The organism is Acinetobacter shaoyimingii (genome assembly GCF_011578045.1).
Taxonomy (GTDB): domain Bacteria; phylum Pseudomonadota; class Gammaproteobacteria; order Pseudomonadales; family Moraxellaceae; genus Acinetobacter; species Acinetobacter shaoyimingii.
Map to the genome: position 1 here is coordinate 1,793,561 of NZ_CP049801.1, position 23,283 is coordinate 1,816,843.

General features: G+C 38.9%; 16 protein-coding genes and 1 pseudogene. 7 read left to right on the plus strand and 10 right to left on the minus strand.

Annotated elements, in window-relative coordinates; genetic code table 11:
• Positions 1–7 precede the first annotated feature (7 nt).
• Positions 8–337: a DMT family transporter gene (locus G8E00_RS08010; protein WP_166012946.1), complete on the plus strand. Its 330-nt coding sequence runs from the start codon at positions 8–10 to the stop codon at positions 335–337.
• Positions 338–508: 171 nt separating this feature from the next.
• Here the strand turns inward: G8E00_RS08010 and G8E00_RS08015 are convergent, their stop codons facing one another.
• The 5 genes from G8E00_RS08015 to G8E00_RS08035 all read right to left on the minus strand — a co-directional run bounded on the left by G8E00_RS08015 (position 509) and on the right by G8E00_RS08035 (position 10,190).
• A complete protein-coding gene (locus tag G8E00_RS08015) occupies positions 509–781 on the minus strand; it encodes an RHS domain-containing protein (protein WP_166223522.1) in 273 nt (90 codons plus the stop codon).
• A 393-nt stretch (positions 782–1,174) separates the two neighbouring features.
• Complete coding sequence (locus G8E00_RS08020; RefSeq protein WP_166223525.1) at positions 1,175–1,498, minus strand: hypothetical protein; 324 nt, start codon at positions 1,496–1,498, stop codon at positions 1,175–1,177.
• 18 nt (positions 1,499–1,516) lie between these two features.
• Entirely contained in the window at positions 1,517–6,511 is a 4,995-nt protein-coding gene (locus G8E00_RS08025; RefSeq protein WP_166223528.1) for an EndoU domain-containing protein, read from the minus strand.
• The gene (locus G8E00_RS08030) at positions 6,504–7,934 is read right to left on the minus strand and encodes a DUF2169 family type VI secretion system accessory protein (protein ID WP_166223531.1); all 1,431 of its coding nucleotides are present in this window, start codon (positions 7,932–7,934) and stop codon (positions 6,504–6,506) included. Before G8E00_RS08030 ends, G8E00_RS08025 begins: the two co-directional genes overlap by 8 nt.
• 21 nt (positions 7,935–7,955) lie before the next feature.
• Positions 7,956–10,190, minus strand: a complete 2,235-nt coding sequence (locus tag G8E00_RS08035) for a type VI secretion system Vgr family protein (protein WP_166223534.1) — start codon at positions 10,188–10,190, stop codon at positions 7,956–7,958.
• Between the two features lie 206 nt (positions 10,191–10,396).
• Here G8E00_RS08035 and G8E00_RS08040 point away from each other — a divergent pair.
• The 4 genes and pseudogenes from G8E00_RS08040 to G8E00_RS08055 all read left to right on the plus strand — a co-directional run bounded on the left by G8E00_RS08040 (position 10,397) and on the right by G8E00_RS08055 (position 14,779).
• Positions 10,397–12,124: pseudogene (locus G8E00_RS08040) on the plus strand (SulP family inorganic anion transporter).
• A gap of 189 nt (positions 12,125–12,313) precedes the next feature.
• A complete protein-coding gene (gene sstT / locus G8E00_RS08045; protein WP_166010010.1) occupies positions 12,314–13,516 on the plus strand; it encodes a serine/threonine transporter SstT in 1,203 nt (400 codons plus the stop codon).
• Between the two features lie 36 nt (positions 13,517–13,552).
• Positions 13,553–14,227: a YoaK family protein gene (locus G8E00_RS08050; protein WP_166223537.1), complete on the plus strand. Its 675-nt coding sequence runs from the start codon at positions 13,553–13,555 to the stop codon at positions 14,225–14,227.
• A 15-nt stretch (positions 14,228–14,242) separates the two neighbouring features.
• Positions 14,243–14,779 carry a DUF2058 domain-containing protein gene (locus tag G8E00_RS08055; protein WP_166010006.1) on the plus strand — a complete coding sequence of 179 codons (537 nt, stop codon included), beginning with the start codon at positions 14,243–14,245 and terminating at the stop codon, positions 14,777–14,779.
• A gap of 156 nt (positions 14,780–14,935) precedes the next feature.
• On the opposite strand, the gene G8E00_RS08060 is transcribed toward G8E00_RS08055, so the two are convergent.
• The 4 genes from G8E00_RS08060 to betI all read right to left on the minus strand — a co-directional run bounded on the left by G8E00_RS08060 (position 14,936) and on the right by betI (position 19,563).
• On the minus strand, positions 14,936–15,709 hold the full coding sequence (locus G8E00_RS08060; RefSeq protein WP_227591344.1) for a TorF family putative porin: 774 nt from the start codon (positions 15,707–15,709) through the stop codon (positions 14,936–14,938).
• 121 nt (positions 15,710–15,830) lie between these two features.
• Positions 15,831–17,474 carry a choline dehydrogenase gene (betA, locus tag G8E00_RS08065; RefSeq protein ID WP_166223540.1) on the minus strand — a complete coding sequence of 548 codons (1,644 nt, stop codon included), beginning with the start codon at positions 17,472–17,474 and terminating at the stop codon, positions 15,831–15,833.
• A 10-nt stretch (positions 17,475–17,484) separates the two neighbouring features.
• Positions 17,485–18,960: a betaine-aldehyde dehydrogenase gene (gene betB / locus G8E00_RS08070; RefSeq protein WP_166223543.1), complete on the minus strand. Its 1,476-nt coding sequence runs from the start codon at positions 18,958–18,960 to the stop codon at positions 17,485–17,487.
• Between the two features lie 24 nt (positions 18,961–18,984).
• Positions 18,985–19,563 carry a transcriptional regulator BetI gene (gene betI / locus G8E00_RS08075; RefSeq protein WP_166223546.1) on the minus strand — a complete coding sequence of 193 codons (579 nt, stop codon included), beginning with the start codon at positions 19,561–19,563 and terminating at the stop codon, positions 18,985–18,987.
• 292 nt (positions 19,564–19,855) lie between these two features.
• On the opposite strand from betI, the gene G8E00_RS08080 reads away from it, so the two are divergent.
• The gene (locus G8E00_RS08080) at positions 19,856–21,895 is read left to right on the plus strand and encodes a choline transporter (RefSeq protein ID WP_166223549.1); all 2,040 of its coding nucleotides are present in this window, start codon (positions 19,856–19,858) and stop codon (positions 21,893–21,895) included.
• A gap of 26 nt (positions 21,896–21,921) precedes the next feature.
• Positions 21,922–22,530, plus strand: coding sequence for a MarC family protein (locus G8E00_RS08085; protein ID WP_166009996.1), 609 nt, complete (start codon positions 21,922–21,924; stop codon positions 22,528–22,530).
• A gap of 266 nt (positions 22,531–22,796) precedes the next feature.
• Here G8E00_RS08085 and G8E00_RS08090 read toward each other — a convergent pair whose 3' ends face one another.
• A complete protein-coding gene (locus tag G8E00_RS08090) occupies positions 22,797–23,237 on the minus strand; it encodes a hotdog fold domain-containing protein (protein WP_166223552.1) in 441 nt (146 codons plus the stop codon).
• Positions 23,238–23,283 lie beyond the last annotated feature (46 nt).

Here is a 23,283-nt window from a genome sequence, read left to right on the forward strand (position 1 = left end):
GAGCTTTATGTCTTTTTTCTATTTATCCATCGCGATTATCGCTGAGGTGATTGCAACCTCAGCTTTAAAAGCATCTAATGGATTTAGTGTGCTTTGGCCTTCTTTGCTGACTATAGTCGGTTATATGATTGCGTTATTTTTTCTGTCTTTAACATTAAAAACAATTCCTATGGGAATTGCATATGCGATTTGGTCTGGTGCAGGCATCATTTTAATTTCAACTGTGGGGTTGATTGTGTTTAAACAGCAGTTAGATGTACCTGCATGTATCGGACTAAGTCTTATGATTTTAGGGATTATTGTGATTAATGTTTTTTCAAAAAGTACTGAGCTTTAATGTGTTAAAAAATCCTCGATAAAGGGGATTTTTTAGCATTACTATTTTTGAAATTTTGATTTATTTATTATTCATCCATACCTTTTTCTATAAATACAAAGCATACTTTGTATTTGCTCACGATCATGGAAAATAAAACTTCTAGCATCAGGGTCATAATAACGGAAACGGTTATAGTGTAAACCCGTTTCTACATCCTTGCGCTTCATGCTGAGCAGTGCTCAGCCTTTGCTCATGACCTTGGAAACGATGTGGCTGTAATAAATACGCTTTTTCAAGCTCATTCAGTTCAATGGCTTCAAATTCTTGCGCCTTGGCAATCTCCTGCCATTCAACCGTAACGGTATTGCCCCACGCCTGATACACCGCTTCCCATTCAATATTGCCAGCATTTGAAGTCAGTTCACTTGGCGTTCCCAAATGATCATTCTGATACCAATACACTTGATGCGGATGCTGTGTAGATGGCTCATCATTGGCTGCAACATTGAATTTTAAGGCATGACAAGTTCAATATTTAAATACATATGATCATTGTGAATGAAGTTTACTTTATAAAATTAATAGATAAAACAATAGACCTCTTGAAAAAATCAGAAAATATACAACTAAAAATAATTATTTTTAAGAAATTTTTACGGGAAAATCATTAAAAACAGTACTTACGCGAGATTTCTATTAAATATACTTTTAAAAAATCATATATTTTTATAATTATCTATAAACTAATTAATCCAATAGCTATAGTCATCAAGATTATCTTCATCATAATCTAAAGTTAATAAAAAAATTAAAATCCCTAAATATAAATAAAGGAGTATTACTAAATATTATTTATTAAACTCCCTTTTTAAGTTTAATAGCCGACTTCCAAATATTCAAACAATCAATAAAATCTGAAATTTTAATTTTACTTAAGCTTTCTTCAGTATATTCATTGCTTACACCTACATATTCTTTATTAATATAAATATTAAAAGCATTTCCTACACTATCAATATCATCGGATATATCATTTTTAATTTTATCAATTAAATCCAAGTAATAATCACAAACCTCTATCGATTCTTGTATATCCACCTCAAAAAACTCACTTAATAATGACATTTGAGGTGGTGTAACCAAAACAATTTCATTATTGATAATTTTAGTTTTAAACATAATCTTATCCTTTCTATTCTATAGTTTAGGAAATGCTGTAGCAATGTTACCAAATTTATCAGTATAACCGTCAATTCTGGTTCCAGTACTTGATACACCTGACCATTTTTCACTTTTACCAACATTTCCGCAAGAACTGAATGCAGAATTAATTTCATCTAAGACTTTTTTTCTACTCCAACTATCTGGGAAAAATGTAGAAGGTGCTATTTTGGAAACCCATTGTCCTGTTTTTGAATTAAATATTTCAACTTTAGCTTTGAAAAAACCTTGACCATTAGGAGGCGATATTATAGACACAATCCTTGCTTTACCATTATGCCCAATAGATCCTTGATGATGAAAACCTACAGCTTTACCTTTTTTATTAATCTCACCGTGAAAGATATGCTTTATAAAACTCAAGCCTAAAGCATCCACCCACTCCACCGGATTCGGCGCATACTGAAAATGATTATCTCCGCCCAACAACCCTATCGGATCATGGCTAATAAACCTTCCAGCATCAGGGTCATAATAACGGAAACGGTTATAGTGTAAACCTGTTTCTACATCATAAATCTGACCTTGGAAGCGATGTGGCTGTAATAAATACGCTTTTTCAAGCTCATTCAGTTCAATGGCTTCAAAGTCTTGCGCCTTGGCGACTTCCTGCCATTCAACAGTAACGGTATTTCCCCACGCTTGATACACCGCTTCCCATTCAATATTGCCAGCATTAGAGGTCAGTTCTTTCGGCGTTCCCAAATGATCATTCTGATACCAATACACCTGATGCGGATGCTGTGCAGATGGCGCATCGTTGGCTGCAATTTTGAATTGAAGGTCTTGAGTATTTAAACTTTCAAAACCATCCAATTGCTTAAATGCAACCTGTTTCAATTCTTCAAACTGTTCAGCATCAACCTGTGGCGTTGCATCATTAGCGGCGACAGTTAAACTGTCTTGCAACCACAACAATCGCGCCAAGGGTACAAAACTGTCGGCTTCATACACGGTGGTAAACACATGCTGACCATGATGATCTTGCAAAATACGGTTGCCATCCCAAACACTCCAAATGGCGTAGACATGCACCCGTTGCAATTGTTCATGCTTTTTCGGTGCAGCAGTCAGTTGGTTGCCATAACTTTGCGAATGCGACGGTGCTTTTTGGAAAAAGGTCTTTTTATAGACCTGACTCTGTTTGGCAATACGTCGCCCAAAAGGGTCATAGCAATATTGCGTGTGAATCACATCTTGACCGCCACGACCATCAGGTTTTACTGATGTTGATGATTGCAATTGATTCTGCTCGTCCCACTGTAACTCAATTTGTCGTGACGTAAACTGATTCAACACATGTTGCTGACTGAGTTGCTGGCGTATATGACCAAAAGCCTGTTTATCTTTTATATGAATCTGTTTATGGATAATACGACCCAAGTCATCATATTGGTAATGCACGGTTTGATGCTCTTGCTCAATATGACGTACACGGTTGTCTTCAATCTTATTGTTTTTATCCTGTACCGCATTGTCTTGACCTTGATGTGCAATCGGCAAAATATTGCTTGCAGGGTCAAAGGCAAAACGCTCACGCATTTGGATGTAATTTTCACTCTTACCCAGTGTACTCAACTCACTGGCAGTTAAACGTGACAAGACATCATAGTGATAGTTCTGCGTACGTTGCCAAACATGATCTTGACTGACAAAACGCTTGTCTAAAATCTCTTTCAGCTGACCTGCTTTGTCATACTGATACAACCGTTCAATCCGTTTTTCTTGACGGCCACGTTCATCATGCACTTGTTGCTCTATCAACCGACCCATCGTGTCGAGCCTAAATTGACTCGCCAATTGCCCTTGCGTCCTTGAAATTTCTTGGTGTAAATCATCACGTTCTAAACTAGAAATCTCATGAATGCCGTGACTGTCTTCAAGCGCGTAATTCCATGCATGTCCAGAACCGTAATACATGGTTTTTAGTTTACGACCATCAGGCAAAGTGGTTTCAATGCGGTTACCCAATTCATCATATAAATGCGTTAGGCTGTGCGAACGTTTGACATGTTCTTTTGTTGTGGTATTAAACCAATGCGCAATCAATTGTTCTTTGCTGAGTTGTCCCAGTGCGTCATAGCTCAGTTTGACATGACTGTCCGCATTGCGTGCTTCAATCAATTGGCCTGCAACGTCATAGTCATAACGAGTCCGTTTTTTCTCGCTTAAATCTTGATGATCAACGATATATTGTTCACGCAATTGACCCAGTAAATCACGTTGAAACACAGTGCTATAACGGACTTTTTTATGATCAGTGAATTGACGATGCTTAATTAAATGTCCTGCAGGACTATATTCATATTCTGAACGTACCTGATCAAAAGTGGTTTCAGCAATCAGTTGATTGGCAGCATCATATTCAAGTGTCCATGTTTTGCCATTTTCATTGGTTAATCCGACAAATCGGCGTAAGGCATCATAGTGATAAATTACAATCCCATGTGCAGCATCAATACGACGTATAGGCAAATCATCGACACTATAGTCATAACGTGTGGTGCGTCCTAAGGCATCTCGATATTCAATTAAACGTTCAAGCCCATCATATTTGAAGTGTTCAGTACTGCCATCTGGGTAATGAATTTCACTCGGTTGTTGTTGATGGGCAAAATAGTTGAACTGTGTCTTATGCCCCAAAGCATTTTCAACTTCAGTCAAACGTCCATAAGCATCGTAAGCATATTGGGTGGTTTTACCACTACAGTCCTGATATTTAAGCAAATTGCCATACATATCCCACAGCAGACGTTTATGCCCACCTTTGGCATCGGTAATCTGATACGCCATACCCGTTGGGTTGTATTTAATTTGGGTCTGATGTCCTAAGGCATTGGTCATCACCAAAGGTTGGCCCGCAACATCGAACATGGTGCTTTCAGTATTGCCTAAAGGGTCGGTAATACCCACAAGACGACCATCTTTCCATGTTAATGAGACTTCTCGCCACTCTGGCATTTCGGTGGTGCTGTTGTATTCAATGAGACTGCGGATTTTAGAAATATTGGCGCCTGTATATTGATACTCAGTGATACCACCATCGGCATCGGTTTTACGAATTAGTTGCTGTTTATTGTTATAGTCGTAATATTCTGATTGCCCCAAACTATTTACGTATTGGGTTAAATAATTGTATTCATCAAAATAGAAACGCTCGGTTTGTTGAATGTCAGTATTGGGTGCGGAAATCACATCGGTATAACCCGTTTCATATTTAAACAGGAACTCTTCACCCGTGTTGATCCAGTGGCGTGTTACCTTGCCTTTTATGCTGTATTCGTCATATTCATAATAACTGCTCACACCACCCACAACATGGTGTGCCGTCATAATATGGTTGTTCCATTCAAACTGACGGTTTAAGCGTAATTTAAACTGTTCTGGCTGTGTTGCTTCAACTGCGCTGTCATCCACGAACACTTTAATTAAATCGGCATCTTTAGAATATTCGTATCGTGCTAATACCTTGGCACTCACGAAATCATCTAAATCCATGAGTTCCTGTTGTGCCAATTGTTCAGCGCGGAAAATACGCTCAGCTATAGCTAGCGCAATACCCGTATGCTTCGGATTAACCTCTTCAAGCTCCGACAAACCTTGTAAATGTTTAATTTCACGTAAACGAACCTGACCTTGAATTTCAATAAAATCCAATGTCAAAATACGGTCAAGCGAGTCATAGATGTGACTTGGATAATGCTGACGCACCTCATCTTTATATAAATACTCCAAACCAATCCGATTACCCAACACATCATAATTGCCTGTACAAAGCACCAAATGTTCAGGTTTACTCGACGTATTTTCAACTTGATGATGGAACTCATAAAATTGAGTTGCAGATTCAAGTTGCCCCGTACATAGACGGAAACGAAACTCTTGTTCGTCCAAGCTATCAGTAGCAACAACTTCACGTACAATGCTCAAGTCATATTGTAAAATATAATGACTGTCACCAGGCTCCAAATAAGGACAAGGAATCACTTGACCTAAAGGCAGTAAAATCTCAATTTTCTCTAAAGCTGGACGGACTTTAATTTGAATACTGTATGGCGTATCCCAACCCTGACCATACCACGCTGTTGAAAAATCCTGAGTCCCTACAGGACTATCGCTGGAATAGCTACGCGTCCACTGCAAGGGAAATGCAGAATTGAGTACAAAATCGGTATCAGTATCCCCCAATAACAATTTAGAGCCATAAATAGAGTTGACTGGTCTACCTTTTATAATTTGAAATGGCTTACATTTAGGACATTTGAGTTTATCCCAGAAACCTTTAATTTTTGCCCCAACAGCATTGGCACCTTTTTTAATTTTTGCTGCAGCTTCTGCGGCTTTTGCACCAGCCTTTGTAGCTTTAATGGTTTTATTGGCAGCTTTCGCACCTGTTGCTGCCCAACCTGCAAATGGAATCATGGCTGCACCAGATAATGCTGCATTCACATAATCACCACGCGCTAAATAAATCACTGCGTTAATACCGTCAGCAATTTCACCAATGCCTGGAATGAGCCCGACAATATCCAAGCCGACCTGTAAAACATCGAGTGCTTTGGTCAGCATTTCTTTCATGGATGGAATCTTAACGACCTTACCACGGGTATTTCCGCTAACACCATCATTGCCATTCATCCAAAAGGCATCGTCGGCACGTACAGTCCATTTGCCATTCACGCGGAAACTACTACTTTTATCTATGGGATAACATTCAGCCCCAACCGTCTGGCTTTTAATGCCTTTTAAAATACCAAGCTGATCACCCCATGTGGTCGTGACACAACTTTTATTATGTAATACAAAGGGATGTTGATTGGCTTTTACATTGTCTTGAACTTTATCTGAATCTTTTAAAAAAGCCACAACAGGATAAGGCACAGGAATACATGGCGGCGTTTTACAGACATCTGGACAGGTAAAAATCACCATCCATCCAGACTCTTTCCGTAACATCAAATTATCAGCCATGACGACGTTCCTTATTCTGATGATCTAGATGCTCAAGATCTTGATCTTTTTTGTCTTGTTGTTCTTCTGGGAAAATAAATAACGCGCCTTCCGCCTCGTCACTAAAACGAGTTTCCACATGATGCAATGGTGCAGTATCTGCTCGAATCCATGCTTTATGGGTCAGGCTGATGATCATATTATCTGTATCAATCAGGACCGTGTCCGTGATCATTGGAAATGGAACCACTTCGCCCGTTTTAAAATGCATGGTGATATAAGGGCGATGTCCAGGAAAATCGATACATACATAACCTTTGTGAGAAAACTCAGGCTTGGTTAAATTCCAAAGTTCTAGACGTGCGTTCGGATAAAAAAATTCAATTTGCTGATCGGTCGGTGCTGCATTCCAATAGCCGTAATCGATATCCTGCGGGGGGTATGGATGCTGTTCTTCTAACCATTTTTCATCATAAGTTCCTGCCAAAGCGATTCGAGGTGACCATGGACGACCTAAATAGCCAAAACCCGCAGGTTGATAGGGATAATTTTGACTGATCTGTGCCATTTGCTTTGCATTTAAATCCCCCCTTTTGGGGTGTTTTACAAATGCAGGTTTCGGCTGACGTTGTAGGTGATATTCAATGCGTGGCGCTTTGATCATTTTATAATCTTCAATTTTCTCATGCCGTGTTCGGTACTTGGCATTGACCTTTTCGCACTCACTGAAATAATCGTTTTCTATCCATCCTGTGCCAATCGGATTGGTAAAACAGGTTTGGTTATATAAAGGTTCAGCTGTATCATCTGCATATTTATAGATGGTATTTGTGCCACCAAAGGCATATTCCCAACGAATAGGTAATTCAGTAAAGGTGGATAATGAAGTTCTTTTCCAACCTGGCAGTAAGGCATTCGGTTTAAAAACGCTTTCGCCTAAAATACTTAAGGTTTTTTCTAGTTGGGTTTTATACTTGATTTTTTGATTTGCCATGGCCTGCTGATGGCGCAATTTTTCATGTTGCCAACGTTCTACCTGCTCATCAGTTAATGGCATGGTGGGATTCAGCGGCTGGGGTTTTTGTGGCTCAGGGATCTGTTCAGGTTTTTCAGGATGACTTAACTTCAAACGTACAGCAATGGCTGTCATTTCCTTAGCATTGGGTGTATACGCCGTACCATTTAAAATGACATCACACATCGGCTTATAAGGGGCAAGATCACTCTCAACTTTAACGCTGGATTGACCCATTTCTCCCCAGAATTCATCCGCTAGACACAAAGGCACTGAACCATCTGAAATTAATTCTAAACCCCAGCTATTTTCATCATGGCGCAGTATTTTATAGCTGACCTTCATCACCACAATGTCATGTTCTTGACGATCTGGATCTGCTGCAGAATACATCAATGCAGGAAATGGCGTTTGATTCTCTAAATTCATGTATGCACGTCACTAATTATTTTAATTTATATCGACATCTTTACCGTTGATTTGTACAGGACCATCACCTTCAATCAAGATGCTGGTTCCTGAAATCATAATCGTGCCATCAGAATTGAGAATAAAACTTGATGCACCCACGCGTACTTCAAACCGATCCGCAACATCAATGGTAAAAGTCTTTCCAACACTAATATTCTTAGCAAGACCAACTTGCTCAAATTGTGCTAAACCGACAGCAGTATTCATTGCACCACCTACTGTGACTGCATGACCTGCTCCTACAGAAACCGCATATCCAGCGCCCACATTCAGAGCTTTCGCGATTGCAACCGTTTCAACTTTATTTTGGCCTACTGAAACTGTTTGGTTTTGACCGACATTGGTCGCTTGATTTTGTCCAATTGTGGCATTTTCATTGGCAACAACTGTTTTGGTACGATTTTGCTGAATGGTTGCATTTTCATTGCCTGTCACTGTTTTGGTACGGTTGGCACCAATGTTGATTGTTTCATTGCTACCGACTGTTTTGGTTCGATCGGCACCAATACTGATGGTTTCATTACTGCCCACAGTTTCAGTACGGTCTACGCCAACATTGACCGTTTCATTGTTTCCAATCGACTTTGAACGGTCTGCACCCACAGAATGCGATTCATTGTTTTTAACATTAATCCGCTGGTCTTTTTCAGCTTGGATCCAAACTTCCTCTGCACCACGCTTATCTTCAAAGCGAATCGCATTGGCATTGTCAGGTCCTGCACCCTCTGAAGAACGAGATAAAATCCCCGATTGCGTCGCATTATTTGGCAAATCCCAAGGCGGTAAATTGTCTTCGTTATAGACACTTCCCGTTATGATTGGTCGGTCGGGATTCCCTTCTAAAAACTGGATAATCACTTCTTGACCAATACGTGGAATGGAGACCATACCAAAGTTACTGCCTGCCCAAGCACTAGCCACGCGCACCCATGCAGATGAACTTTCGTTTTGTTTACCTAAACGATCCCAATGAAACTGAACTTTGACACGACCATATTTGTCGGTATAGATCTCTTCGCCCGCAGGACCAACGACTTTCGCAGTTTGTAAGCCATAGATATGGGTAGCTGTACTGTTTAAATTCTGTTGCGGCGTCCAAGGTGTTTCACGTGCAATACAAGTAAGCTCAGCTTGGTATTGGGCTGTTTGTTTATCTGTTTCAAAAAGATAGTTATTGCCTGCACGATGTTGAATCGAAGTGATTAAAAACTCGTTGTTGGCTTGACCAGAGTTACCCATGCGCGCCAACTTAAACCAATGCCCAATTTCGGCATGTGCATCGTTAGAAATTAAATATTTCTCTTGATTGGCTGCATAGTCAGCCTGACTTTTTAGTTTAAGTTCTTGAGTCCCTTCATCTGCATCCTTAAAACCATAAGCACCTGTATAGATATAACTTTCTAGTTTCATCAAGGCTGCCATGGTATTTGGTGAAGTAAACTCCGACTGCAATTGATCTGGGGCTTTAAAATCAAAACTGGATGCAGAATAGGAATTAAAACTCATCTGAGAATGATCACTAAATGAGATAATGCCTACACCTGTATTACTTGCACTATTTCCACGCCAAATCAGTTCATTGTTTATGGTTTTGATTGGGGCACAACTTTGGGTTTGGTCAACAATATTTAAGCTATGACCATCTTTACGGTGTTCATACCAATAGACCCAACCTGCTTTTTCCCACTGACGTTGCAGATAGTTATAATCCGTTTCATTAAACTGCACTGAAAATGTTGTGGCTGGATCTTTGCCCTTAAGATCCCAAACTGTTTCACTATACAAACACCCATCAAAAAGCTTGGAACTTCTTTCTTTGAGCGTCATTTCTTGGAAAACTTGACAGTCTTGTCGATGGCGTAGAAAAGCGAGCCATGGTTTTAGTACCATTTCATAACGGCTATAGCCACCATCGTTTTTAACAAATTTAAAACTAAAGATATAGCCGTTAAAAAAACGTGAAGAACCATCATGGCGCATACATTCGATGGTCGCCATTTTACCCATGAGGTCTTTTAAAGGGATTTCAGCATTATCAGATAATACTTCGACTATAAATTCAAAGTCTTGATTAAATTTTTCGGTCGCAGTTAAAAAGTTTGCGACCATTTGCGAGGCAAAAGGCACATCATTATTTGGAAATGTTAGCTTCAGCATTCTGTTTTGTTGTTGAACAGATGCGATGAGTTGCTCTAATATTTTTGTATATTGCATGTGCGTTTCAACTATATTATTAATTTATAATTAAATATTCTTTTCAACGAATATTATAATGTAATCAAACCTAGACTATTATTGTTTTTTGTTAAATAAAATTGCAATTTTTGAAAATTATCTATAGGCAGGGATTTTTTAATCACCTGATGAATTCCTATCGGTTCTTCTGCATAATATAGCTTGAATTCGATTTAGGCTTAGTTATGTCATTTTCCAAGTTTGATATTTCAACACTATTTCCTGCTTGGGCGTGGTTAAAAAACTATCAAAAAATCGAGTTCAAATCTGATTTAGTGGCGGCACTCATTGTGGTGGCCATGTTGGTTCCTCAAGGTATGGCCTATGCCATGATTGCAGGTTTACCGCCAATGGCTGGTCTATATGCCAGTATTTTACCCATGATCTTGTATGCCTGTTTTGGTGGCAGTCCGACTTTATCCATTGGTCCTGTGGCATTAATTTCCATCATGACCTTTGCGACACTATCCCCCTTATACGAAGTTGGTTCTCCTGTTTATATACAAGCGGCATGTTTGTTGGCTTTTTTAGTCGGTCTGATTTCAATACTACTGGGAATGCTACGTTTTGGTTTTCTGATTCGACTCATCAGCCATCCGGTTATTCAAAGTTTTATCATTGCCTCTGCGGTGTTAATCGTTTTAAGCCAAATCAAATTTTTACTCAATATCCCTTTAAATTCCAATAATTTATTTTATTTCACAAGTAGCTTGATTGAGTATATTCGTTACAGCCATTGGCAAACGATGCTATTGGGCATTTTCGCCATGCTGTTTTTAATTTATGTTCCGAAGTTATTGCAGCACCACGGCTTAAAATCCTATGCTTAATATTTCACCTTTCTCAATAAATCTTTACCTTTGCTATTAGTCCTTGGTGCGATTTTTCTGATTCATTTTGCTCATATTGATCAATCAGGGATTAAAACTGTCGGTGAAATTCCATCTGGATTTCCTGCATTAAGCATGCCGTATTGGAATTGGGAAATGGTGCTCACACTCTTGCCGGGTGCAGCGATGATTGCCATGGTGAGCTTTGTTGAATCTATTTCCATTGCACAAGCAACTGCTTTTCAGAAACGTAGTGAACTCAATAGTAACCAAGAATTGGTCGCTTTAGGACTGGCAAATTTGAGTGCTGGTTTTTCTTCAGCTTTTCCAGTTACGGGGAGTTTATCGAGGACTGTGGTTAATGCAGATGCAGGTGCTAAAACACCTTTAGCAGGTGTGTTTTCATCTGTTTTCATTGTAGTGGTCAGTCTTTATTTTACCGGTTTATTTCAAGACCTTCCATTGGTGGTTCTTGCTGTTACCATCATTGTTTCGATTTGGAAGTTGGTTAACTTTAAACCATTTGTAGATGCATGGCGCTATTCCAAAGCAGACGGTTTAGCCATGTGGCTAACATTTTTTGGTGTGCTGTGTATCGATATTTCTACAGGTTTAATGATTGGCATCGTTTCTACCTTTATATTATTGCTTTGGCGAATTAGTCGACCACATATTGCAGTGATTGGTTTAGTCGAAGGCACTCAGCATTTTCGAAATATCTCACGCTATGATGTGCGCACAAGTTCGCGTCTCATCTCCATTCGTATTGATGAAAATTTAAGTTTTTTAAATGCCAATACCTTAAAAGAATTCATCATTCAACAAGTCAGTCAGCAAGATGAACTGCGTCATGTGGTGATTAATTGTTCGAGTATTAGTAATATTGATCTGAGTGCGCTAGAGGCTTTAGAAGAAATAAATGCTGAACTGCAAAAACTTAACATCCAAATGCATTTGACTGAAGTGAAAGGTCCTGTGATGGACAGATTAAAACATTCAGATTTACTTGATCATTTGAGTGGGAACATATATTTAACGCATTACCAAGCAATGCATGAATTAGATAGCCAAACTTTTCATTAAATGTAATTTTATGACTGTATTTGTTTGTTTATACAGCATTTTAATGAGTGAATATTTAAAAAAAATTGATTTTTTTTAAAGGCTTAATTTTTATTACGAAATTGTTTCATTCATGTTTTTGCTTTTCAGTATAGAATATGGCGCTTGTTTATTTGATTTTAAGCCAGTCTAGGCATATTAGGTTGAATTATGTTCGCTGCTCTAGCACGTTTGAGTTTAGTCACCAGAATTATTATCGCCATCATTTTAGGCGTTGCAGTGGCCATTTTTTTCCCTAATGTAGCGCCCTATTTAAGCTTGTTGGGTGACTTGTTTATTAAGGCACTTAAATCAGTTGCGCCTATTCTAGTATTTGTCCTTGTACTTTCATCAATTGCCAATTTCAAAGTTGGCGGCGGTCATGATTCTAAAATTAAACCTATTATCATGATGTACGCTGTTGGTATGTTTTTATCTGCGATGACTGCGGTTTTTGCCAGTCAAATCTTTCCTAGTACATTGTTTCTCGATGTTCCGCATCAAGCAGCTGTACAACCACCCGGCAGTTTAGCTGAAATTCTAAAAAACTTGCTCCTCAGCTTTGTTGCTAACCCGATTGTTGCTATTAGTGAAGCAAATTTCATTGGTATTTTAGCTTGGGCTGTGACACTTGGTATTGCATTTCGTCATGCTAGTGACACTTCAAAAGTGTTCTTGACCGACACAGCAGAAGCAGTCAATAAAGTCATTCGTTTAGTGATTAGCTTTGCGCCATTGGGTATTTTTGGTTTGGTTGCGGTGACTTTTGCTGAAGCAGGTATTGATACTTTAGCAAGTTATGGTCAGTTGCTCGCTGTTCTCATTGGAACAATGTTCTTTGTGGCATTGGTGATTAACCCTATTATGGTTGCGTTTGTCACACGTTCTAACCCATATCCATTGGTTCTAAAATGTTTACGTGAAAGTGGAATCACTGCATTCTTTACCCGTAGTTCAGCAGCCAATATTCCTGTGAACTTAGATTTGGCTAAACGTTTAGGTGTTGCTGAATCCACTGCCAGTGTTGCAATTCCTTTAGGTGCTGCAATCAATATGGCGGGTGCGTCTGTCACCATTACTATTTTGACCTTAGCAACTGTACACACTTTAGGTATTCATGTTGATTTAACCACGATGGTGATTTTATCTATTGTCGCAACTGTTTCTGCATGTGGTGCATCAGGTGTGGCAGGTGGGTCTTTACTCCTCATCCCTGTCGCTTGTGGTTTATTTAATATTTCAACTGATATTGCCATGCAAGTTGTTGCCATTGGTATGGTGATCAGTGTGTTGCAAGATTCAACTGAAACTGCGCTGAATTCATCCACTGACGTTTTATTTACTGTAGCGGTTGATCGCGCACCATCAAAATAATATATTGAAATGTAATCATCTTTCTTATATGAAGATATGCCATTTCAAATCCTTCCAAAATGGGTACAATTCGGAGCATTCGTGCTCGCAATGAATGCGGGCATGATTAATGTTTTAGGGCTAATTTGCCTGCTTCATCAATCTGTCTCGCATATGACAGGCAATGCCAGCCTAATGGCCATCAGCCTTGTTGATGACGACTACGCATCATTTTTTTTCCTCATATTTGTCATTATTAGTTATGTTCTAGGTTCAAGCTTGAGTGGTTTGATTTTGGGGAATAGCCAATTCAAACTCGGACGACGTTACGGATTTCCGCTCAGTTTAGTCACGCTCTTTATTTTAATATGTTGTTTTTTAATCGATGATTTCCCTCGTTATGCATTACTTTGGGCATGTGCATCTATGGGCGTGCAAAATGCGATGGTCAGTCATTATCAAGGTGCAATTATTCGTACAACGCATTTATCGGGCGTATTGACCGACTTAGGTTTGGCTTTAGGGTATTTTATTCGTGGTTTAAAACCTGAAAAAAAGAAAACAATTTTGCATTTACTGATTTTATTTGGTTTTATTAGCGGTAGCATTGTTGCAGCCTTTGCCTATCCTTATTTACAATTGCAGTCTTTCCTTCTTCCTGCGGGCTTAAGTCTTAGTTTAAGTCTTTCTTATTGGATCATCTATTTTCGATATTCTTACTTGGTTAAGTAATGGTGGTTATTTCTCATGGTTAAAAATGCATTACAGGCTCAATTGCTCAAAGCCGGTTTGGTCGATAATAAAAAAGCAAAAAAGCTTTCTAAACAGGCTGTACATGAACAACGTACAGGTCAAAGCAATGACGCTGAATTGAAAGCGAAAATTGAAAAAGATCTGCAAGAAAAACTTGCGAAGGATCAAGCTTTAAATTTGGAAAAGAAACGTCAGCTTGAAGAGAAAACGCTACAAGCATCCGTCATTCAAATGATTAGTCATCATAAAATCAAAGATACAGATGGTGAACTGACCTATCAATTTATTGATGAAAATAAAATTAAGAAAGTTTATATCAATCAACAAATTTACAATGCTTTGGTGTCTGGAAGTCTATTGGTTGCTAAAGATCAAGGTGGCTATGCATTTTTACCGAAAGCCTTGGCAGATCGTATTAATGAAAAAATGGAAGGCTTTATTTTAGTCAATAATGCTGAAAATAAAGAAGCTGTAACCGATGAAGAAGATCCGTATGCAGCTTATGTCATTCCAGATGATTTGATGTGGTAATGCATAGACTTTTGCGACAACATAAAATATATCAATAATATTGGTTTAACTTTGTTTCAACGTCATTGATCTATATAAGGTCAATCAAATTCAAATTTGATTAACCTTATAACTTTGTAATTGGTTGTAATAGAATAAATTATGATCAGCTAAAAGTTAAAACTGATACGTCAATCCAACAATGCCCAGATTACGTTGTTTGTCATCGTAACGATCATACCCCCCAAAAATATACTCACCCGATACTTTGAAATTTTTATAAAACTCATAATTCAAACCAAGCGAAGCATAACGAAATGCCAAATTTTTCTCTGTATTGCCCAATTCTTTACCTTCATACTTACCATGATCTTGAAAATAACTGGCAGTAGTTTTCACTCTTGCTTGTAATCGATCATTGAGTTGATGGTCTAACTGCAAGGTCATAAATGTATCCCCTTGATTGGCATAGGCTACGTCGTAAAGATAAGTGGACACTGAAGTAGTAAGCTGTGTTTTATCAGTTAAATCACGGTTGAGGGTCAACCCAAGTTCATTACTGGTGGTATGTTTACCTCCAGAATAATAATACGTTGCTGACCAAACATTCCAATTCCAGTCACCAAATTTTTTGTTATACCCTAAGATAAAATCATGCTCAAATTGGTCTTTACGTTTGCGCTTGTGGCCTTCGAATTCTGGAAATGAATAATCTAAGGTCGACCCCCAATATCCAATATAAAAGTTTTCATAACCTGCGTTTAGAGTCAATTGAACAGCAAGATTATCGTCTTCTGGATTATTGGTTAAACCACGAGAGATATATTTTGAGACCAGATCAATTTGACCTGAAACATTGATTTTTTTGTCTTCTTCTGCATATGCGGGCGCACCAAAAATGCAAAACAAAATAGGTGTAATACGTTGTATGCGCTTATCTAAAATTTTCATATTTTTATTCATATTTAAATGATAAGTCAGTGACTTAATTAAAATGCAGGAATTAAATAATATATTTAAGTTTGATATTGAGTTCTGTCGAATTAACAGAACTCAACATAGGAACAACATTTTACGCACGATAAAATGGTGCAGTTGACGGTGGAAGCGGTTGCTTTTCTCGAATATGATCGGCGAGTTTTTCTGCAATCATAATGGTGGTGGCATTTAAATTACCCGTAATAATGAGTGGCATAATTGAGGCATCAATCACACGCAGATGTTTTACCCCATGTACGCGTCCATAACCATCCACTACAGCCATGTCATCCTCACCCATTTTACAACTACATGATGGATGATAAGCCGTCTCTGCATGTTGGCGTACAAACTCATCAAGCTCTGCATCGGTTTGTACACGGCTACTTGGGCTAATTTCATCTCCACGATAAGGATCTAGCGCAGGTTGCTGCATAATGTCACGTGTAATTCGAATCGCATCACGAAACTCTCGCCAATCCTGATCCGTACTCATGTAATTGAACAAAATACTCGGATGTTCAAATGGATCTTTAGATTTAAGTTTAACTCGACCACGGGATGGTGAGCGCATGGATCCGACATGGGCCTGAAAACCATGCTCTTTAATGGCATTGGTTCCATTGTAATTGATGGCAATTGGGAGAAAATGATACTGAATATTCGGCCATGCAAATTCATCGGATGAACGAATAAAACCACCTGCTTCAAATTGGTTACTCGCACCAATACCCTGACCTAAAAACAACCATTCTGCGCCAATTTTCGGCTGGTTGTACCATTTTAATGCAGGATACAAACTTACAGGTTTTTTACAATGATACTGCAAATACATCTCTAAATGATCTTGCAGATTCTCTCCTACACCAGGCAAATCCTGTACGACTGGAATATCCAGAGATTGGAGTAAATTTTGTGCACCAACACCTGATCGCTGTAAAATCTGAGGGGAAGCAATTGCACCTGCACAAAGTAAAACTTCACGATACGCATAAACCTGAATTGGGTTTCGATCTTGACCTTGAAAATATTCAACTCCGACCGCCGTTTGTCCATCAAATAAAATACGATCTGTGGTGGCGTGAGTCACAATAGTTAAATTGTCACGACCTTTGGCCATATCTAAATAACCACGTGCAGTACTCGAACGACGACCTTGCGGTGTCACAGTTCGATCCATTGGGCCAAAACCTTCTTGTTGATAACCATTCAAATCATCAGTGCGTGGATAACCTGCTTGTACTCCAGCTTCAACCATGGCGTGAAACAGTTCATTATTGCCATTTTTAGGTGTAGCGACAGACACAGGCCCATTGTCACCATGATAATCATTGCCACCAATATCACGGGTTTCCGCTTTTTTGTAATATGGCAGACAGTCTGCATACGACCAATGTTCTAAGCCATTAAAACTTGCCCATTGTTCTAAATCCATGGCATTACCACGGATATAACACATGCCATTAATCAGCGATGATCCACCCAAACCTTTTCCTCGTCCACATTCCATCCGACGATTATTCATATACGGTTCAGGGTCAGTTAAATACGCCCAATTATAGCGACGACCTTGTAGTGGATATGCCAAAGCAGCTGGCATTTGCGTACGAAAATCGAGTCGATAATCTGGTCCACCTGCTTCCAGAAGTAACACTTTAATTTGTGGATCTTCAGTAAGTCTTGCAGCCAACACATTGCCTGCAGAACCTGCGCCAATAATGATGTAATCATAGTTCATACGATGCTCCTTATTGGCTAAAGACGGACTGGAATGGACTCAGCTCAACTTGAATCGATTTGGTTTGTGTATAGTGCTGCAAAGTAACTAAACCATTTTCACGACCTACGCCAGAATGTTTATAACCACCGACAGGCATTTCCGCAGGCGATTCACCCCACGTATTGATCCAGCAAATACCCGCCTGAATTTGATGAATGACACGATGCGCTGTTGCCAAATTAGGACTTACAACACCAGCAGCTAAGCCATAAACCGTTTTATTTGCACGTTCGATGACTTCTTGTTCAGTTTCATAGCCTAGGATGCTCATCACGGGACCAAAAATTTCTTCACGGACAATGGCCATATCATCATGACAGTCTGTAAATACTGTAGGTTGTACATAAGCACCATGAGCAAGATGCTCTTCTTGCGCACGACCACCACCAGACAGTAAACGAGCACCTTCTTGTTTACCTAACTCAATAAAATGAAGCACTTTTTCCATATGGGAAAAACTTGATACAGGGCCAAAGTTGGTTTTTGGATCAAGCGGATCACCCATATGGATATAAGGTATACGCGCTAATATTTTGGCTTCAAATTCAGCTTTTCGTTCATTGGGAATAAAAACTCGTGTGCCATTGGTACACACTTGGCCTGAACTGTAGAAGTTCGCCATCATAGCGATATCCGCCGCCAAATCGAGATCTGCATCTGGGCAAATGATCAGTGGCGATTTACCGCCAAGTTCCATCGTTACTTCTTTTAATGAAGACTCAGCTGCCTGCGACATGACTTTCTTCCCTGTCGCAATACCACCAGTGAAAGAAACCTTTGCAATATCTGGATGAGATGTTAAATAACCGCCGACTTTACCATCACCTGTCACGACATTAAAAACGCCATCTGGAACACCCGCTTCGGTATAAATTTCTGCCAATTTAAGCGCAGTTAATGGGGTAATTTCACTGGCTTTAAAGACCATGGCATTGCCAGCGGCCAAAGCGGGGGCAGACTTCCAAAGTGCAATTTGAATCGGATAATTCCAAGCGCCAATGCCTGCGACCACACCCAAAGGTTCACGACGTGTGTACACAAAAGACGTTTCACGTAACGGAATTTGTTGACCTTCGAGCACTGGTAATATGCCTGCATAATATTCAAGTACATCTGCACCTGTAACAATATCAACAGTAGATGTTTCAGAATAAGCTTTGCCACTGTCCAAAGACTCGAGCTTCGCAAGCTCATCATTGCGTTCGCGTAAAATGGCAACGGCTTTATTTAAAATACGCGAGCGTTGAATCGCCGTCATGGCCGCCCAAATTTTTTGACCTTGTTGTGCTGAAATTACAGCACGATCAATATCATGTTCAGCACAGCTTTGTAGTTCAGCTAAAACCTCACCTGTCGCAGGATTAATGGTTTGAAAAGTGCTATTGGATGTAGCATCGACGTATTGACCATGAATATAAGGTCTTAATAAGTTAGAAGTAGTCAATGTTTTTCCCTCGCATAATTTGTTTTATTCGAATTGATTCCGAATGAATTGTTGGCAAATTTCAATCGGAATAGACAGATTCATTTCTTCATTCATCAAAGCGCCTCTTAACCAAAAGCCATCAATCAAAGCCGCTAAACCTTGTGCTGCTTTTTCTGCACGCTTTGCATCAAATACCTTTAAAAATTCAAATTTAATATTGGAATGCAAACGATGATGATTAATCTGTTGTAAACGATGTAATTCAGGTTGATGTAAACTATTGGCCCAAAAAGCCAGCCATACTTTCATAGCCGCCTGATTTGTCTGAGACGCTGCAAAATTTGCTTGCACAATCGCCATCAGTCTTTGTTCAGGATCATTACCAACTTCAGCTTGTTTATCTGTCAGGGATTGAGCTAACTGTTGAAGCAAATAACGCATGGTCGCTTCAATTAAGCCATTTTTACCTTTGAAATAATGGCTAATAATCCCTGTCGAAACCCCTGCTCTTTGTGCAATTTGTTGAATCGATGTTTCGGCAAAACCCAACTCATTAACTGCAGAAAGCGTCGCCTCAATTAACTGTTGACGTCGGATTGGTTGCATACCCACTTTTGGCATAACTACACCTGAAAGAACCTGAAACAAAAAACATCGTGTGATCTACATCCTTCAGATGTAGATTAAAATTTGGTTAACATTTAACAAACGTTTTTTTAATTGAACGTTCAATTAACAAAAATTATAGTACTAGTTCATCCTTGATGTACAGCGCAGTTTGTTTTGGATTTGCAATTGTTTGTAATAAGCTTTGTTTTAATAATCAGCAAAGCCATATTTGTCTAATCAGTGTCATATCGAATCACACTGCGCTGTAGATCACTCTTTCTAAAAATGAAAATGGTGTTCGCATATGGATAAAAAAATTGAACAACAAAAAGATAGTTTGAATCATGTGGTCTTTTATTTTTCCGCCACATTAATTTTACTTTTTTCAATAGTCACTATTTTATTTAATGAACAATCGAATCAAGTGATTGTTACGATCTTGAATTGGGTCAGCTCAACTTTCAGTTGGTATTACTTGCTGGCTGCAACTTTGTATTTTGTCTTTATTGTTTTTATTGCTTGTTCTCGTTATGGCGAAATTAAATTAGGTCCTAAACATTCTAAACCTGAATTCAGTCTGCTCAGTTGGTCAGCTATGCTGTTTTCTGCAGGCATTGGCATCGACTTAATGTTTTTCTCGGTCGCCGAACCTTTGTCACACTATATGGCACCTCCTGTCGGTGATGCTCAAACCTTTGAGGCTGCTCGTCAATCTATGGTGTGGACGCTATTCCATTACGGATTAACAGGTTGGAGTATGTATGCCTTGATTGGCGTCGCTTTAGGGTATTTTAGTTATCGCTATAACTTGCCTCTAACCATCCGTTCTGCACTTTATCCGATTTTTGGTAAAAAGATTGACGGTCCGATTGGACATACAGTCGATACAGCTGCTGTTCTCGGTACAATTTTTGGTATTGCTACAACCTGTGGTATTGGGGTTGTACAGCTGAATTATGGCTTACATGTCCTATTCGACTTACCTGAAAATTTATGGATCCAAGCGGCTTTAATTGCTGTAGCCGTCGTGATTACAGTGATTTCAGTCACTGCAGGTGTCAATAAAGGTATTCGGGTACTTTCTGAGATTAATATTTATGTTTCGATAGCACTGTTACTGTTTATTTTATTGGTTGGAAATACTGAATTTTTACTGGCCGCTTTAATACAAAATTTTGGTGATTATATTAGTCAATTTCCAAAGTTATCGCTCACCAGTTTTCCATTTGAACAACCCAAAGAATGGATGAACAGTTGGACACTTTTCTTCTGGGCATGGTGGATTGCTTGGTCGCCATTTGTCGGCTTATTCCTTGCGCGTATCTCTCGAGGTCGTACTATTCGTGAATTTGTAGCAGGCACATTGATTATTCCACTGTTATTTACTTTAACTTGGTTGTCTATATTTGGAAATAGTGCTTTATACAGTGTGATTTTTGAAGGCAATACTGCACTTGCTGACACCGTGATGCATAACCCAGCCCATGGTTTTTACGATCTGCTTGCACAATATCCAGGTTTTAGCTTCGTTGCAGGCGTTGCCACTATTACAGGGCTGTTGTTCTATGTGACTTCTGCGGATTCTGGTGCATTGGTTTTAGGTAATTTCACCACCAAATTCAGCAATATTGAACACGACTCCCCGCGTTGGCTCAGTGTTTTTTGGGCAATTGCAATTGGTTTACTCACCCTTGCAATGCTCATGGCCAATGGTGTTACAGCACTACAAAACACCACCATTATTATGGGATTACCTTTTAGTTTTGTGATTTTCTTTGTCATGGCTGGCTTATTTAAATCGCTTCGACTTGAAGATTTCAGACAAGCCAGTACCAGTTTAAATGCTGCACCTGTGGTAGGTAATGTGGATATTCTCAACTGGAAAAATCGACTCAGTCGCGTGATGTTGCATCCAAGTCTTGCACAAACTAGAAAAATGCTGAATGAAGTGTGTAAACCAGCAATGCAGGAAGTTGCGGAGGAGCTTAATCGTAAAGGTATTATTGTCGCTGTTAATGAAAGAGAACTAGATGATGACGATCATGGACTTTACCATCTCGATTTACAGATTGATTTAGGCGAAGAAGAAAACTTTGTCTATGCCATTTGGCCAGTTCGTTATGCAATGCCCCAGTTTAGTACCCGTGGTAAAAGTGCTAAACGCCATTATTATCGTCTGGAAAGTTATTTATTTGAAGGATCTCAAGGCAATGATTTGGTCGGTTATAGCAAAGAACAAGTCATTAATGACATTTTAGATAAATATGAACGTCACATGATGTATTTACATATTAACCGTATTAGTCCGGGAAAACGCCCTTTATTTCCAGACCGTGAAAATTAATTTAGATTTTGCCAAGGATGTAATTCATGTCAGAAAGTTTGCATGCATTTGCGTTGTTTTTCTCACTCCTCAATCCCTTTTTGATGAGTATTTATATGCTTGGCATTATTCGGAATTCTGATGCCAAAATCTTTAATATGGCGTTGATTCAAGGAAGCCTAATCAGTTTTATTGTCTTCATCATTTTTGCAAAAACTGGTCAAGCCTTTTTTAATGAAATACTGCATGTCCGTTTTGAATCATTTCAGATTTTTGGTGGCATTATCTTTTTGGTGATTGGCTATCGTTATGTGTTTGAAGGTGCTGAAACGATTGGTGTAACACGTGGTGCTCCCAATCATTTGGCAGGTACGATTGCCATGCCCTTTATGATTGGACCAGGTACGGTATCTGCCGCCGTCATTACAGGTATTAAACTGAATTTATTAGAAACCATTTTGGTGATTTTTTTCACGTTATTTCTAACATGTAGTTTACTGATTTTAATGAAATATTTACATGATAATTTGCAGCGTAAAAATTCCAATTATATTGATTTGTATGTAGATATCGTAGGGCGTATTTCGGCGCTACTGATTGGTACAATTGCGATTGATATGATTGTGACGGGCATTACAGGTATTATCAATGCTTAGTGATCAGCACCTTCAATATGATTCGTAAATTAATTTATATAAAATATTGTTTTTAATAATATTATACGTTTTTTTTGGCTTCATTTCTAAGTTAAATTTTAGGACTTAGTATCAAAATTTAATTAAAATGCTTTTTAAAAAGTGAGAAATAATCTTCTCACTTTTTAAGTGTACATCTAAGGTTGTTGACATTTCACAGATGTTTTTATCCCAAAGAGTTATGGCTAAAACCACAACTCATAGATGACATGTCAACACACCCTAACTCAATCATGCTTAACATTCATCATAATATTCGCAGTAAAAACTTCAGTTCCCCCTGTATCTTTAATACTCACAGGAACTTGAATGTCGCCTGGCTGTGTCCAATCGATATTTCGTCCATCTGCAACGGCAACCACATCAGTTTTAGCCTTTGCTAGATATTGAACTTGCATCCCTTTTGGAATCCAGCGAGCGCCCTCTGGAATAGAGACATCCGTCATCATCCCACCAGCTAATTCTGCCGCATTACATAATGCAATGGCATGCATGGTACCTAAATGGTTGGTCACTTCTTTACGAAATGGAATTTCGACAGAAACAAAACCTGGCTCAAGCATGGTAATGGATGGATTCACGGTGCTGAAATATGGTGCCATTTGGCAGACCATTTCAGTAAATTTTTCAGCGCCAATTTTTTGATACATTCCTAGATATTGATTCATTTTTATTTCCTATCTGATTTAGATTCTTTATCAACTTCTTTTGTTC